This window comes from Streptomyces sp. NPDC043861, from assembly GCF_056435905.1.
Window position 1 is genome coordinate 93277 of record NZ_JBWKDP010000013.1, and the last position, 14325, is coordinate 107601.

Annotated in this window: 14 protein-coding genes; 11 read left to right on the forward strand and 3 right to left on the reverse strand. The window is 70.2% G+C overall.

Translation table 11 applies throughout. The features are described 5' to 3' along the window. Nucleotides 1-28: 28 nt before the first annotated feature. The 3 genes from AC068D_RS26775 to AC068D_RS26785 are packed head-to-tail and all read left to right on the forward strand — an operon-like array spanning nucleotide 29 to nucleotide 2435. Nucleotides 29-730, forward strand: coding sequence for an ABC transporter permease (locus AC068D_RS26775; RefSeq protein WP_478825781.1), 702 nt, complete (start codon nucleotides 29-31; stop codon nucleotides 728-730). Further along, nucleotides 727-1401, forward strand: a complete 675-nt coding sequence (locus tag AC068D_RS26780) for an ABC transporter permease (protein WP_478825625.1) — start codon at nucleotides 727-729, stop codon at nucleotides 1399-1401. The genes AC068D_RS26775 and AC068D_RS26780 overlap by 4 nt, the downstream gene beginning before the upstream one ends. Then, nucleotides 1398-2435, forward strand: a complete 1038-nt coding sequence (locus AC068D_RS26785) for an ABC transporter substrate-binding protein (RefSeq protein WP_478825626.1) — start codon at nucleotides 1398-1400, stop codon at nucleotides 2433-2435. The genes AC068D_RS26780 and AC068D_RS26785 overlap by 4 nt, the downstream gene beginning before the upstream one ends. Here AC068D_RS26785 and AC068D_RS26790 read toward each other — a convergent pair. Together AC068D_RS26790 and AC068D_RS26795 are read right to left on the reverse strand one after the other, a co-directional pair. Next, nucleotides 2372-3043: a hypothetical protein gene (locus tag AC068D_RS26790; protein ID WP_478825627.1), complete on the reverse strand. Its 672-nt coding sequence runs from the start codon at nucleotides 3041-3043 to the stop codon at nucleotides 2372-2374. The two genes, AC068D_RS26785 and AC068D_RS26790, sit on opposite strands and share 64 nt — an antisense overlap. Nucleotides 3044-3260: 217 nt before the next feature. After that, on the reverse strand, nucleotides 3261-4424 hold the full coding sequence (locus AC068D_RS26795) for an ABC transporter ATP-binding protein (RefSeq protein WP_478825628.1): 1164 nt from the start codon (nucleotides 4422-4424) through the stop codon (nucleotides 3261-3263). Between the two features lie 221 nt (nucleotides 4425-4645). Between AC068D_RS26795 and AC068D_RS26800 the strand changes: the two genes are divergently transcribed. The 4 genes from AC068D_RS26800 to AC068D_RS26815 all read left to right on the forward strand — a co-directional run bounded on the left by AC068D_RS26800 (nucleotide 4646) and on the right by AC068D_RS26815 (nucleotide 9864). Then, a complete protein-coding gene (locus tag AC068D_RS26800; RefSeq protein ID WP_478825629.1) occupies nucleotides 4646-5800 on the forward strand; it encodes a glycoside hydrolase family 5 protein in 1155 nt (384 codons plus the stop codon). A gap of 85 nt (nucleotides 5801-5885) precedes the next feature. Next, nucleotides 5886-7184 (forward strand): alpha/beta fold hydrolase, encoded by a 1299-nt coding sequence (locus tag AC068D_RS26805; protein ID WP_478825630.1) that lies wholly within the window; start codon nucleotides 5886-5888, stop codon nucleotides 7182-7184. A 298-nt stretch (nucleotides 7185-7482) separates the two neighbouring features. Then, nucleotides 7483-8238, forward strand: coding sequence for a PIG-L deacetylase family protein (locus tag AC068D_RS26810; RefSeq protein WP_478825631.1), 756 nt, complete (start codon nucleotides 7483-7485; stop codon nucleotides 8236-8238). A gap of 102 nt (nucleotides 8239-8340) precedes the next feature. After that, the gene (locus AC068D_RS26815) at nucleotides 8341-9864 is read left to right on the forward strand and encodes an MFS transporter (protein WP_478825632.1); all 1524 of its coding nucleotides are present in this window, start codon (nucleotides 8341-8343) and stop codon (nucleotides 9862-9864) included. 4 nt (nucleotides 9865-9868) lie between these two features. Here AC068D_RS26815 and AC068D_RS26820 read toward each other — a convergent pair whose 3' ends face one another. Next, on the reverse strand, nucleotides 9869-10708 hold the full coding sequence (locus AC068D_RS26820; protein WP_478825633.1) for a TetR/AcrR family transcriptional regulator: 840 nt from the start codon (nucleotides 10706-10708) through the stop codon (nucleotides 9869-9871). A gap of 92 nt (nucleotides 10709-10800) precedes the next feature. Here AC068D_RS26820 and AC068D_RS26825 point away from each other — a divergent pair, with 92 nt between their 5' ends. From AC068D_RS26825 to AC068D_RS26840, 4 genes are all read left to right on the forward strand, one after another. Continuing rightward, entirely contained in the window at nucleotides 10801-11673 is an 873-nt protein-coding gene (locus AC068D_RS26825) for an alpha/beta fold hydrolase (protein ID WP_478825634.1), read from the forward strand. 216 nt (nucleotides 11674-11889) lie between these two features. Next, nucleotides 11890-13026, forward strand: a complete 1137-nt coding sequence (locus AC068D_RS26830; RefSeq protein ID WP_478825635.1) for a glutamate--cysteine ligase 2 — start codon at nucleotides 11890-11892, stop codon at nucleotides 13024-13026. Between the two features lie 241 nt (nucleotides 13027-13267). Continuing rightward, a complete protein-coding gene (locus AC068D_RS26835) occupies nucleotides 13268-13639 on the forward strand; it encodes a hypothetical protein (protein WP_478825636.1) in 372 nt (123 codons plus the stop codon). A 64-nt stretch (nucleotides 13640-13703) separates the two neighbouring features. Then, nucleotides 13704-14297 (forward strand): helix-turn-helix domain-containing protein, encoded by a 594-nt coding sequence (locus AC068D_RS26840; protein ID WP_478825637.1) that lies wholly within the window; start codon nucleotides 13704-13706, stop codon nucleotides 14295-14297. Nucleotides 14298-14325 lie beyond the last annotated feature (28 nt).

Here is a 14325-nt window from a genome sequence, read left to right on the forward strand (position 1 = left end):
GCTCCCGGGCTGCAATGAACGGGTGACCGTGACTCGGGTGCCCGCCGCGACTCCCGACGACTGTCTCGCGCGCAACGACTGGATCTGCGGTGAGTACCTGTCCACCCGCCGCGAGATCCTCTGGGACGCGGTGCTCCAGCACCTGCAGCTGACCCTGATCTCGGTGGCTCTTGCGCTGCTGCTCGCCGTACCTCTTGCCGTGATGGCCCGGCGCTGGCGGTGGGCCGCGGGTCCCGTCCTCGGAGTGACGACGATCCTCTACACCATTCCTTCGCTCGCGATGTTCTCCCTGCTGCTCCCGCTGTACGGACTGTCCGCGTCGCTCGTCATCGCCGGTCTCGTCCTGTACTCGCTCACCCTGCTGGTACGGAACATCCTCGCCGGACTGCGCGCGGTGCCCGAGGAGACCCGGCAGGCCGCGCGGGGCATGGGGTACGGGCCCGTGCGCCTGCTCCTCACCGTCGAAATGCCGCTCGCCCTGCCGGCCGCCATGGCCGGGCTCCGGATCGCGACGGTCTCCGCCGTCTCGCTCGTCACCATCGGTGCGATCGTCGGCTTCGGCGGACTCGGCAACCTCATCTATTCGGGGATGAACACCTACTTCAAGGCCCAGGTGCTCACCGCGTCCGTACTCTGCGTCGCCATTGCGGTCGCCGCCGATGTCGTACTCCTCGGCGTGCAGCGGCTGCTGACCCCCTGGATGAAGCAGAGCGGACGGGCCTCCGCATGAACACGCTCGCCCAGACCTGGGACTGGTTCGCCGACTCCGCCAACTGGTCCGGCGCCAACGGCGTCTGGGTCCGGCTCGGACAGCATCTGTACCTGACCGCCGTCGGTCTGCTGATCAGCTGTGCGATCGCGCTTCCCGTCGCCCTCGTGCTCGGCCACCTCGGCAAGGGCGGCGCGCTCGCCGTCAACGTCTCCAACGTCGGCCGTGCGGTGCCCACCTTCGCCGTCCTCGTCCTGCTGCTGCTCAGCCCGATCGGCACATGGGGAGACTGGCCCACGATCGTGGCGCTGGTGCTGTTCGCCGTACCACCGCTGCTCACCAATGCGTACGTCGGGATGCGCGGCGTGGACCGGGACGTCGTACGGGCTGCCCGGGGGATGGGTATGACCGGTACGCAGATGCTGCTGCGCGTGGAACTCCCGCTCGCCACACCGCTGATCCTCACCGGTGTACGGATCGCCGCCGTCCAGCTCGTCGCCACAGCGACGATCGCCGCACTCGCGGGGGGCGGCGGTCTCGGCCGGATCATCACGGCGGGCTTCAACCTCGCTTCCACCCCCCAGGTCGTTGCAGGGGCGGTCCTCGTGGCCCTCCTGGCGCTGCTGGTCGAGGCGGTTTTCGAGATCGTGGAGCGACTGTCCCCGGAGGGGGTACGGGGGAAGGCCGGATGAGGCAGCTCGTCCCGAGTCGCTTCCCGGGGCTCCTCGCCGCCGCCCCTCTGCTGGCCCTGGTCGCGTGCACCACGGGACCTTCCCTGGAGAACCGGGGAGAGGTGACGCAGTCACCCGGCGACAGCAGACATCTGACCATCGGCTCCGCCGGATTCACGGAGAGCGATCTGCTGGCACAGATGTACTCCCTGCTCCTCGAGAACGCCGGATATCACACGAAGATCATTTCAGTGACCAATCGCGAGATCTACGAACCCGCCCTGGAGAGCGGTCAGATCGATGTCGTGCCCGAGTACGCGGCCACGTTCGCGGACTGGCTCAACGCCAGGGACAACGGCCCCAAGGCGCCGGCGGTCGGCTCGCCCGACCTCAACGCCACCATGACTGCACTGCGCTCCCTCGCGGAGCCCCGCGGCATCGACGTCCTCCCCCCGGGCAAGGCCGTCGACCAGAACGCCTTCGCCGTCACGAAAACGTTCGCCGACCGGCACCACCTGGAGACCCTGAGCGATCTCGGACGCTCCAAGCTGCCCGTGCGCCTCGCCGCCGGTGACGAGTGCGTCGAGCGCCCCTACTGCGCCCCCGGGCTGAGGAAGACGTACGGAATCGACGTCACCGCGATCGACCCGAAGGGCGTCGGCACCACCCAGGCCAAGCAGGCCGTCCAGTCGGGCAAGGACCAGATGGTCCTGACGACGACGACCGACGCGACGCTCGACGAGTTCGGCCTCGTGTTGCTCGACGACGACAGGCACCTCCAGAACGCCGACTACGTCGTGCCCGTCGTCAACCGCGCCCGGGCGGGAAGCCCGGGCGTCACCAAGGCCCTGGACAAGCTCAACTCGGTCCTGACCACGGCGGACCTGGCCAGGCTCAACGAGGAGGTCGACAGCCGGCGCCGCCTGCCCGAGGACGTCGCCAGACAGTATCTGGAGTCCGAGGGGCTGCTGCCGAGGACGCGGGGCGAAAGTCAGAAGTACGGCGGGCGCGGGACGGATTCCGTGATCCAGTCCGAGGTGCCACCGAGGAGATGAGTCAGGACCAGCCCGGCGTCGTCGGCTTCGGCCGAGGTGTCGTCGTACGTCGTTTCCCAGAGCGGCGCGACTTGCAGGAGCCACGGCAGCCGGTATCGGCGCGTGAAGCGGGCCCGGCCGGGATGGTCGACGGTGAGCGTCATCCACAGGACACGCTGCTTGTGCCGTACCGCCGTTCCGGGGCCGATCACGGCCTCCCAGTCGCCGATCGTGAGCAGGTCCTTCCCGTCGGACCTGACCAACGAGAACGGAGTCCGGCCCAGCCGTCCCTTCAGCCACACATCCCACCGGAGTGACTGCTCGGGTTCCGGGCCCTCTGCATCGGGTGACACCTCGGAAGCCTCAATGCCGGCCTCCTCGGCCGGCGGGGGTGGTGCGTCGAAGACACCGGCTTCGGCCATGTGCCTCATCCAGCGCCGGTGCGCGAAGGCATCCGCCACGAGCCCCCAAAGGGTGACGGCGGTTGCGGTGCTCGCGCCGATCAGCAGGGCCGGCTCCCACCGGGCGCCGACGCACCACAACGCGAGGATGCACAGCACGAGGTGGAATGCCCAGACGACGGCGATCCCACGGCACGTGCGCCATGTCCGGGCTCCTGCGTGTCCCATGCCGAGCCTCCTCGAACCGCCGGAGTCGGCCGCGCGACGTGCCCCTCGGACGTGCCGCCGACGGGCTCACCCTAACGCCCGTCCTCACACCGATCGCGCCCGGCCGGCGGCCCGCCTTCCGGGCCATGGGAGCGAGCGCGAGGTCTGGATGGGAGCGAGCACGACGTGTGCTTCGTGCGCGACGGGCGCGACGTGCGTGCGGGGCGGACCCCTTCCCTCAGGTGTCCGACACCGAATCGAAGTCCACCTGGCCGCGCGCCACGCCCTGCGCGTCCGCGTCCACCGAACGGCGCAGCGCCTCGTGGAGTCCCGCCGGTGTCAGCACCCCTGCGAATCGGGTCCCGTCCACCACCGCGACCCACCCCGCGTCATACTGCAGCATCTCGCTGAACGCCTGCTTCAGCGGAGCGCCCAGCGGAACCCAGGCATCCATGCGCCGCGCCAGATCGGCGACCGTGCCCTGCTCGCCCGCGAGGGACAGCGCCTCCGCGGAGACCCAGCCGTGCAGATCGCCCTCGGGGCCGAGCACCACCGCCCAGCTCGCGTTCCCGGCCCGCAGTCGGGCCCCTGCCGGACCGGCAGGCTCGTCGAGGCGCACGACCTCCGGCTGCTCCAGGTCGTCCGCCTCGATCCGGGTCACGGAGAGTCGCTTCAGCCCGCGGTCGGCGCCGACGAACCGTGCCACGTACTCGGTGGCGGGTGTACCGAGTACGGCTCCGGGGGTGTCGAACTGTTCGATGCAGCCCTGCCCGTACACGGCGATGCGGTCACCCATCCGGACCGCCTCCTCGATGTCGTGCGTGACCAGCAGGACCGTCTTCCGGACCGTCGCCTGCAGATTGAGGAATTCGTTCTGCAACCGTTCCCGGACCACCGGGTCGACCGCGCCGAACGGCTCGTCCATCAGCAGCACCGGTGGATCGGCCGCCAGGGCGCGGGCCACGCCCACGCGCTGACGCTGGCCGCCGGAAAGCTGCGCGGGATAGCGGGCGCCGTACGTCGTGGGGTCGAGCCCGACCAGGTCGAGGAGTTCGGCGGCCCGGGCACGGGCCTTCGTCCTCTTCCAGCCGAGGAGGGAGGGCACGGTCGCGGTGTTGTCGAGGACCGTGCGATGCGGGAAGAGACCGACCTGCTGGATCACATAGCCGATGCGGCGGCGCAGTCTGACCGGGTCGACGGCGGAGATGTCCTCGCCGTCGACCAGGATGCGTCCGGACGTGGGCTCGATCAGTCGGTTGACCATCATCATCGTGGTCGTCTTTCCGCACCCCGAGGGGCCCACAAGGGTGACCAGTTCGCCCTCCGCCACCTCGAAGGTCAGGCCGTCCACGGCGGCCGTGCCGTCGGGGTAGACCTTGCTGACCTGCTCGAACCGGATCATGGGTCCACGCTAGGCGCGCACTGCGCCGGGCGCATAACGGGCCCCGCCCGGACGTGGCCCGACGAGATCCGCGCCGTGCAGACCGGCGGACGGGCGGACCGGCGGACCGGACTCCCTCTCCCGTCGTGGCCCTTGCGTGCTTCGGAACGGGACTGCTATCCCATTGGTTAGGAAAGTTTCCTTCCAGTTACCGTTGCCCGTCCCCTCCCATGGAGATCCCCATGAGACCGGCACGATTCCCGCTGCGCGCCCCCGCCGTGGCCGTGGTCGCCCTGCTGCTGTGGCTCACCACCGTCCCGACCGCCCCTGCGGCTCCCTCCCCGGCCGGCACCGACAGCACCGCCGGCCCCTCCTCCACCGTCGGCACCACCACCGCGAACGCCGGTCCCAGCAGCGGCCATCCCGCCATGGGCGCAGCGTCCGCCCCCGGCACCAGGACCCCGGTCGGGATCAACGGCCGGCTCAGGGTCTGCGGCACCAAGCTGTGCAACCGGTACGGCGAGCCCGTCCAACTGCGCGGCATGTCCACGCACGGTCTGCAGTGGTACGGCCAGTGCGTGACCTCGGCCTCACTGGACGCGCTGGCCGACGACTGGAGAGCGGACGTGCTGCGCATCTCCATGTACATCCAGGAGGGAGGCTACGAGACCGACCCCCGCAGGTTCACCGACCTGGTCCACGCGATCATCGAACAGGCCACCGCCCGCGGTATGTACGCCATCGTCGACTGGCACATGCTCGACCCGGGCGACCCCCACCACAATCTCGCCCGCGCCAGGACCTTCTTCACCGAGATCGCGCAGCGGCACGCAGAAAAGAACAACCTGCTCTACGAGATCGCCAACGAGCCCAGCGGTGTCGGCTGGTCGCGGATCAGGAGTTACGCCGAACAGCTCATCCCCGTCATCCGGCAGCAGGACCCCGACGCCCCCGTCCTGGTCGGCACCCGAGCCTGGTCGTCGTTCGGCGTCTCCGAAGGCTCCGACGAGTCGGAGGTCGTCGGCAACCCGGTCAGAGCCTCCAACATCATGTACACCTTCCACTTCTACGCCCACTCGCACCGGGACGAGTATCTGGACACCCTCGCCCGTGCGGCGGACAGGCTGCCCGTGTTCGTCACCGAGTTCGGCACCCAGAACCACGCCGGTGAGGGCAGCAACGACTTCGCCATGTCGCGGCGCTATCTCGACCTGATGGCGAGCAAGAAGATCAGCTGGGTCAACTGGAACTACTCCGACGACGACCGCACCGGCGCCGTCTTCAGGGGTGGCACCTGCGACAACGACGGCCCCTGGGCCGGCACCGGGCCGCTGAAGCCCGCCGGGGTCTGGGTCCGCGACCGCATCAGGAACGAGCAGCGCTTCCCGGCCGGCTGACCGCACTCCGCACGACCTCCGCGCGCCCATGTGGTGCACTGGGCGTGTGGGGGTGCACCACCAGGTACACACAGCGGGAGGACCATTGACCAGCTACCGGCAGCCGGGTCTCGTCCTCACGGACCGGCACTTCACGGTCCCCCTCGACCACGACGACCCGGCAGGGGAGCAGCTTCGGCTGTACGGCCGCGAGGTCGTGTCGAGTGCCAGGGCCGGGGCCGAGCTGCCGTGGCTGGTGTACCTGGAAGGCGGCCCCGGCTTCGGGGCACGCCGCTTCCCCGGCAAGCAGGCCTGGCTCGGCCGCGCCGTACAGGAATTCCGCGTCCTGCTGCTCGACCAGCGCGGGACCGGGCTGTCCACCCCCGCCAACCGGCAGACCGTTCCGCTGCGCGGCGGTGCCGAGGAACAGGCGGAATACCTCCGGGGCTTTCGCGCCGACAGCATCGTGCGCGACTGCGAGGCCGTCCGGCGCCAGCTCACCGGTGGTGCCCGGTGGACCGTGCTCGGCCAGAGTTTCGGCGGATTCTGCGCCACCCACTATCTCTCGACGGCACCGGAAGGCCTGCGCACCGTACTGATCACGGGCGGGCTGCCTTCGCTGGACGCGCGGGCCGAGGACGTGTACCGGGCGGCCTACCCGCGTGTCCAGCGCAAGGTCGAGGCCCACTATGCGCGCTATCCGCAGGACGTCGAACGCGCCCGCCGCATTGCCGGGTACCTCGCCGAGCACCGGCCCGTGCTGCCGAACGGATACGTTCTGACGCCCGAGGCCTTCCAGTCCCTGGGCATTCAGCTCGGCACCGGGGACGGGAGCCATCAACTGCACTATCTGATGGAGAACGCGTTCATCGGCGGGGCGGGCGGGGAGGAGCTGTCCGACGCCTTCCAGGAAGCAGTGCTCGCCACCCTCTCCTACACCGCGCATCCCCTGTACGCCGTTCTCCACGAAGCCATCTACGCGCAGGGAGAGGCGCCCACGGCATGGGCGGCGGAGCGCGTGCGCGCAGAGTTCCCCCAGTTCGACGCCGCGAAGACACTGGAGGGGGACGGCCCGTTGCTGTTCACCGGGGAGTCCGTGCACCCCTGGCACTTCGAGTCCGATCCGGCGCTGCGCCCTCTGCGCGAAGCCGCCGAGCTGCTCGCTGCACGTACCGACTGGCCTCGGCTGTACGACGCCGAGCGCCTCGCGGCCAACGAGGTCCCGGTCGCCGCCGCCGTCTACCACGACGACATGTACGTCGACACCGCCCACTCCCTCGCAACGGCGCAGACCGTCCGCGGACTGCGCACCTGGGTCACCGACGAGTACGAGCACGACGGCGTCCGTGCCTCGGGAGCCCGTGTCCTGGACCGGCTGCTCGCCCTGGTACGCGACGAGGTCTAGTGCTGTGACCGGATAGGTTTGCCGGGAAGCTCGCGGCGTCCGGTGCATGGGGTCTCCCCCGGCCCCTTGGGGCCGCGGGGACGCATCGCAAGGCGGAGTATCGCCCTCGTACTGGATGTACTCGGGTGATGCGACAACGCAGCGAGGCGCCGTGCAGGGCGTCGCGAGCCGGTGAACCTATCCGGTCACAGCACTAGGGCCTCTCGTTCGGATCTTGCCGGGCTCGTGTGCCCCTCACCGATCCAGCCCGATCCGAACGAAAGACCCTGGTGCCGGATCCGGCGGCTACGCTGCGGACATGACCGAACCTCAGCTCGAAGCGATGCCCGAGGACTGGACGCGCGCCCTCGCCGTCGTCGCCCATCCGGACGACCTCGAGTACGGCTGTGCCGCGGCCGTCGCCGGATGGACCGACGCCGGGAAGGAGGTCGTGTATCTGCTGGCCAGCCGTGGTGAGGCGGGCACGGACACGATCGAGCCCGCCGTTTGCGGACCGATGCGCGAGCGGGAGCAGCGGGCCAGTGCGGCAGTCGTCGGAGTGTCCACGGTGGAGTTCCTCGACCACAGGGACGGCGTCATCGAGTACGGCACGACGCTGCGCCGGGACATCGCCGGGGCGATGCGCCGGCACCGTCCCGAGCTCGTGATCACCCTCAACCACCGGGACACCTGGGGCTCCGCCGTCGGCGGTGCGTGGAACACCCCGGACCACCGCGCCGTCGGCCGGGCCACTCTCGACGCGGCCGCCGATGCCGGCAATCGCTGGATCTTTCCCGAACTCCTCACCGAGCACGGCCTCGAGCCGTGGAGCGGCGTGCGCTGGGTGGCAGTCGCGGGTTCCAGCACGCCCACGCACGCGGTCGACGCGACCGCGGGACTGGAGCGTTCCGTGGCGTCCCTGCTGGAACACCGCAGCTATCTCGAGGTGCTGACGGACAAGGACCCCGAGGAGTACTGCCGGGAGTTTCTGACGGGCAGCGCCAAAGCCGCGGCACCCCGATTCGGCGGGCGGCCCGCAGTGGCCTTCGAGGTCTTCCGTTTCGGCGGTCGCTGACGGGACGCACCTGCCCTCGCCGCACCGGAACCGCCCCCGTTTGGCCGGGATGCCCTCGGGTACCCGCCGCACCAGCGACGTCGAGGACGGGGGAGCGGCCCCATGGGCGAGTCGGGCACGGCAGGGACCGGGACCGTCACCACGAAGGTCCCCGCACGGCTCGACCGGCTGCCGTGGTCCCGGTGGCACTGGATGGTCGTCATCGGACTGGGAACCGTCTGGATCCTGGACGGCCTCGAGGTCACCGTCGTCGGGAACGTCGCCGGACGGCTTTCCGAGGAAGGCAGTGGACTGGCCATCAGCGATGCCCAGGTCACCGGAGTCGCGGCGGCCCTGTACGTGGCCGGATCGTGCGCCGGGGCGCTCTTCTTCGGCCGGCTGACGGACCTGTTCGGCCGGAAGAAGCTGTTCCTCGTCACTCTGGCGGTCTATCTCGCCGCGACCGCCCTGACGGCCGTGTCGTTCTCGGCCTGGTGGTTCTTCCTCTTCCGCTTCCTCACGGGCTTCGGTATCGGCGGCGAGTACGCGGCGATCAATTCGGCGATCGACGAACTGATCCCCAGCAAGTACCGGGGACGCGTCGACCTCATCATCAACGGGAGCTTCTGGCTCGGCGCCATGGCCGGAGCCCTGCTGTCCGTCGTGGCCCTGAACACCGCCGTCTTCCCGAAGGACATCGGCTGGCGGCTGACCTTCGCCCTCGGGGTCGTCCTCGGCCTCGTCATTCTGCTCGTACGCCGCAACGTGCCCGAGAGCCCGCGCTGGCTGTTCATCCACGGCCGTGCCCGACAGGCCGAGGATCTCGTCACCGGAATCGAACGTGAAGTCGAGGCGGAAACGGGGAAACCGCTGCCGGAACCGGAGGGCGCGATCACCGTCGACCAGCGGGGGAGCATCGGTTTCGGCACGATCGCGAGGACGGTGTTCCGCTCGTACCCCAGACGGGCCGTTCTCGGCTTCGCCCTCTTCATCGGGCAGGCATTCCTCTACAACGCCATCACGTTCGGCTTCGCATCGATCCTGATCACGTTCTTCGACGTGCCCACCGATGCGACCGGCTACTACTTCACGGTCATCGCGTTCGGCAACTTCCTCGGACCGCTGCTGCTCGGCCGGCTCTTCGACACCATCGGACGCAAACCGATGATCGCGGGCACCTATCTCATCTCCGGCTGCCTGCTTCTCGTCACGGCGTGGCTGTTCGGCAGGGGGTCGCTCAACGCCGCCACGATGACCGCCTGTTGGTGCGTCGTCCTGTTCTTCGCCTCCGCCGGCGCAAGCTCCGCCTACCTCGCCGTGAGCGAGATCTTCCCGATGGAGACCCGTGCGATGTCCATCGCGTTCTTCTACGCCATCGGCACCGCGGCGGGCGGGATCTCCGGTCCGCTGCTCTTCGCCGAGCTGACGTCGAGCGGCGTGGTCGGCGACACCGTGGTGGCGTTCTGCACCGGTGCGGCCCTGATGATCGCGGCGGGGCTGGTGGCGCTCTTCTTCGCGGTCCGAGCGGAGGGTCGGTCGCTGGAGTCCATCGCCACACCCCTGTCGGCCCGCACCCCGCCCCCGGCTGCGGCCGCGCACGGTCCGTCCGGCTGGCCGGCGCACGGGACTCCGGGCACCGGGACATAGACCGTCAGCCGGCCCGGCGGGGTCCGGCGGCCGGGGCTGGGGGTGACGGGGCCCGCGCCTTGGTCCTGGCCGCGTCGATCCCGTCGAGCAGAACGGCCAGTCCGACCGTGAAGGTGTCGTCGACCTGGAGCTCCCACGAGGACGCGGCCCCACCCTCAACGACGGGCGCGGCCTCTCTCGCCAGACGGACCGACAGCGGGTACCGCTCGGCGAAGTCGGGCGCGACCTCGTCCAGCAGGCCCGAGCGGCTGGACCACCAGTCCTCGTCCGACACCCCCGTCGCTCCCGCCGCCTGGCGGGATTCGGCGACCGTCTGCGCGGATCCGCGAACCAGGTGGAAGAGTGAACTCACGATGCCACGCAGGGTCCCGGCCGGTAGCCCCGTCCCTTCCAGGATGCCCAACAGCGTCTCCAGGACCGCCTGTTCATGGGGGCCCAGTACGGGGCGGGCGAACGACACCCGGAGGACCCACGGGTGCCGCAGATAGAACGCCCGGAGTTCCGTGGCCCATGAAGTCACCCCGGCACGCCAGTCTCCGCTCGCGGCATGACCGGCGGAGAGCTCGGCGTGTGCCCGGTCGTACATCAGGTCGAGCAGTTCCGCCTTGCCCGGCACGTAGGTGTAGAGCGCCATGGAGGAGCGTCCCAACCGCTCGGCCACCGTGCGCATCGACAGGCGCTGGATGGTCCCCTCGTCGGCCACCGCGATCGCCGCCTCGACGACGTCGTCGACGCTCAGTGCGGGCTTGGGTCCCGGTGGCTTCCCCTGGGCCTGCGTCCTCCGCGTGCCCCACAGCAGGGCCATCGACGCGGCGGCGTCCCCCTGGCCGGCGATGACGCTCAAGACCCGATCCCCTTATGCCGTACGTTATTGTCGTGAGGTTATTACCTTACAGCCTACGGAATTAGGGCGGCGAGAGCCCACCGGGAGAATCCATGACCGAAGCGAAGCTGCACGATGCAAGCACCCTCGAACTGGAGATGCACGGCAGCGGACCGGCTCTGCTGCTTCCGGTCAACCCTCGGCCGGCCGAGGGCCGGCAGGCCGACGAGATGCGCCGATGGGGCGTGGACCCCGCGCTGGGCCGTTCCCTGATCGAGGGCCTCAGTGGCGCGTTCCGGGTCGTCGCCTTCGACTACGAAGGCCACGTCATGGCGACCCCCAAGCCGGGCACCCTCACTCCCGGCAATGTCGCCGGGGACCTGCTGGCGGTCGCCGACGCCGCGGGCGTCGACCGGTTCGCCTACTACGGCTACTCATGGCTCGCTCTGAGTGGACTCCAGCTCGCCCTGCGCACCGATCGCCTCACCGCACTGGTCATGGGCGGTTTTCCGCCGATCGGCGGCCCGTACGCCGAGATGCTGCGTGTCACCACCGCCGCCCACGCCATGGCGTCATCGGCGCCCGTCGACCCCGGACGGTCCGGGCCCTCCGCGCAGTCGGCCGACGACCACGACTGGTCCACGGTGGAAGTGTCGATGACCGAGGCGCAGACCCGGCAGTTCGTCACGCTGTACCAGGCGCTGCAGGACTTCGACGACGCGCGGGCACAGACGCGGGTCGGCTGCCCACGGCTGTGCTTCGTCGGCTCGGCGGACGAGATCCCCTACGGCGAGCGGTGGGGAGGCGTGACCGTGAGCATCGCGGCGGCGGTCGAGGCCCGGCGCACCGAACTGGCGGACGCCGGATGGGACGTGCGGGTCCTCGAGGGGCTCGACCACACTCAGGCCATGCAGCCCGCGAACGTGCTGCCGGTACTGGGTCCCTGGCTCGTTTCCCGGCTGGGTCACGGACCCGGCAGGCACTGACCCCGCAGTGCAGCCCGTGGTTGAGCGGAACCAGGCAAATTTGCCTGGTTCCGCTCAACCACGGGACCCGTGCCGACAGCCCCGGGCCCCCGCTCTCCGTCATCGCGGGCGAAGGTTCCGGAGCCGCGCGAGGAGCCGAGGGGCCGCCTGCCTGGCGGGCCGCCGTCGCTTCTGTTGCGGACGCTCCGGTGGCGGCCCACTCTCCAGATATCCGGGATGCCCGACGCGGGCCGTGGAAGGGCGGTGATCGTGCGCAGCGTGGGTGTGGAGGAGGAACTCCTCCTGGTGGATGCCGAGACAGGCGAGCCCCGGGCGGTGTCGGCGGCGGTGCTGGCCGCGGCCTCCCGTGACGCGGCAGGGGAGGGCGCGGAGGGCGGGGCAGGTGAGGTCTTCGAGGCGGAGCTGCAGCGCCAGCAGCTCGAGTTCGCCACCAGTCCGCGGACCGGGATGACCGAGCTCGCGGCGGAGATCGAGCGGTGGCGCGCGGAGGCCGCGCGCCACGCCCGGGAACTGGGCGTGGCGGTCGCGGCTCTTGCCACCTCGCCCCTTCCGGTCAGCCCGTCCGTGGGGCTCGGGGACCGCTACCGGTGGATGGCCGAGCACTTCGGGCTCACCGTGCAGGAACAGCTCACCTGTGGTTGCCATGTCCATGTCTCGGTGGACTCCGACGAGGAGGGCGTCGCGGTACTGGACCGGGTCCGGCCCTGGCTGGCCGTGTTGCTCGCACTGAGTGCGAACTCCCCTTTCTGGCAGGGACAGGACAGCGCCTACAGCAGCTATCGCAGTCAGGTCTGGGGGCGTTGGCCCTCTGCCGGTCCGGTCGAGGTCTTCGGCTCCGCCGGCCGGTACCGCGAGCAGGTGCGGAACATGATCGGTACCGGTGTGCTCCGGGACGAGGGGATGATCTACTTCGATGCCCGGCTCTCGCACCGCTACCCGACGGTCGAGATCAGGGTCGCGGACGTGTGTCTCGATCCGGCCTCGACCGTGCTGCTGGCCACGCTGACCCGCGCCCTGGTGGAGACGGCCTCCCGTCAGTGGCGGGCGGGAGAGCCGCCGGCCGGGCACGGCGTCGGCCTGTTGCGTCTCGCCGCATGGCGCGCCGGCCGCTACGGCCTGGAGGAGCAGCTGGTCCACCCTCGGACCATGCGGCCCGCGCCGGCGGAACGGGTGGTGCGGGACCTTTTCGATCACGTACGCGACGCCCTCGACGACAGCGGCGACACCACAGCCGCCGAAGAAGCGCTGGGGACACTGCTGACGGCGGGAAACGGAGCACGTGTCCAACGGCAACTGCTGCGGCGGACCGGAAATCTGCGGGATGTCGTCCTCGCGTGTGCGCGACGGACCTGAGGTGGCGACACCTGCCGCAACGCACCGGGCTCAGCAGGGGCTGCCGTCGGCCCTCGTGGCCCGGCCCGCAAGGATCCGTATGCGGTGGCCGTCCGCCTTCCGCCGAACCCACCGCTGCCGTAGGGGAGATGGACCGGACGGAGGCAGGTAGGGTCGGCATGTGAATGGATCCCGGGCCGTCGGCCCCTTCGCCTTCCGGTAGGTACCCCAGGACCGTCCTGGGGCGTCTACGGAGGCACCCGTGTCCCGCACCGCCCATCACATTCCCAGCCGTTACGACGATCTCGGTCGTACCTGGGAGGAGCGTTCCCTTTCGCGGGCGTTCCGCGCATTCACTCTCCACTCCTTGCGCTACGACCGCCGCGAGCGGGCGGCCGCCGAATACGAGGGTCGGCGCGCCCTGCCGCGACTCGTACGGACCGGCTTCGCGATCCACGCCTACGACCGTGCCCACCGCACTGCCGGTACGGGCTTCGCCGCCGAACAGGCCGAACGCAGCGCCCGCCGCGCCGTGCGCATGCGCTGTGACGACATCCGGCGTGCCCACCGCGCCGGCGCGGACACCGACCTCGACATTCCGCCGACCCGGCACCGGCACAGTGCCCTCTGGTGACCGCGCCAGGACCTCTGCTGTGGCGTGATTGACAAGTGGAGTTGCCGGTTCTGCAATGGGCTCCATGGCGGACACCGATGACGACAGATCGCTCGCGGCCGTGCTCGGCGAGGTGGGCCCACGCCTCCGCCGCATCCGCAGTGAGCGAGGAGCCACCCTCAAGGACCTGTCCGAGGCCACCGGGATCTCCGTGAGCACCCTCTCGCGGCTGGAGTCCGGTGGCCGCAGGCCCAGTCTCGAACTGCTGCTGCCGATCGCCCGGGCCCACCGGGTTCCGCTGGACGAGCTGGTGGGGGCCCCGCCCGTCGGCGACCCGCGCGTCCGAATGAAGCCGATCGTTCGACACGGCAGGGCCATGTACCCGCTCACCCGTCGGCCCGGCGGGCCGCAGGCGTACAAGGTGGTGCAGCAGGCCGGGAGCCCGGAGCCCGAGCCGCGTGTCCATGAGGGCTACGAATGGCTCTACGTGCTCTCTGGGCGGCTGCGCCTGGTTCTCGGTGAGCACGATCTGGTGCTGGGCGCGGGGGAGGCGGCGGAATTCGACACCCGTGTGCCTCACTGGTTCGGCCCGACGGGTGACGGACCGGTGGAGTTCCTGAGCCTCTTCGGCCCACAGGGCGAGCGGATGCATGTGCGGGCACGGCCGAAGAGCGGCTGAGAAGACTGTTCACAGAAGGGCAAGCGAC

What these genes read in the sequence shown, in the direction of transcription:
- AC068D_RS26780 (WP_478825625.1), top strand. Translation starts at nt 727, where the DNA reads ATGAACACGCTCGCCCAGACCTGGGACTGGTTCGCCGACTCCGCCAAC.
- AC068D_RS26785 (WP_478825626.1), top strand. Translation starts at nt 1,398, where the DNA reads ATGAGGCAGCTCGTCCCGAGTCGCTTCCCGGGGCTCCTCGCCGCCGCC.
- AC068D_RS26790 (WP_478825627.1), bottom strand. Translation starts at nt 3,043, where the DNA reads ATGGGACACGCAGGAGCCCGGACATGGCGCACGTGCCGTGGGATCGCC.
- AC068D_RS26795 (WP_478825628.1), bottom strand. Translation starts at nt 4,424, where the DNA reads ATGATCCGGTTCGAGCAGGTCAGCAAGGTCTACCCCGACGGCACGGCC.
- AC068D_RS26800 (WP_478825629.1), top strand. Translation starts at nt 4,646, where the DNA reads ATGAGACCGGCACGATTCCCGCTGCGCGCCCCCGCCGTGGCCGTGGTC.
- AC068D_RS26810 (WP_478825631.1), top strand. Translation starts at nt 7,483, where the DNA reads ATGACCGAACCTCAGCTCGAAGCGATGCCCGAGGACTGGACGCGCGCC.
- AC068D_RS26815 (WP_478825632.1), top strand. Translation starts at nt 8,341, where the DNA reads ATGGGCGAGTCGGGCACGGCAGGGACCGGGACCGTCACCACGAAGGTC.
- AC068D_RS26825 (WP_478825634.1), top strand. Translation starts at nt 10,801, where the DNA reads ATGACCGAAGCGAAGCTGCACGATGCAAGCACCCTCGAACTGGAGATG.
- AC068D_RS26830 (WP_478825635.1), top strand. Translation starts at nt 11,890, where the DNA reads ATGCCCGACGCGGGCCGTGGAAGGGCGGTGATCGTGCGCAGCGTGGGT.
- AC068D_RS26840 (WP_478825637.1), top strand. Translation starts at nt 13,704, where the DNA reads ATGGCGGACACCGATGACGACAGATCGCTCGCGGCCGTGCTCGGCGAG.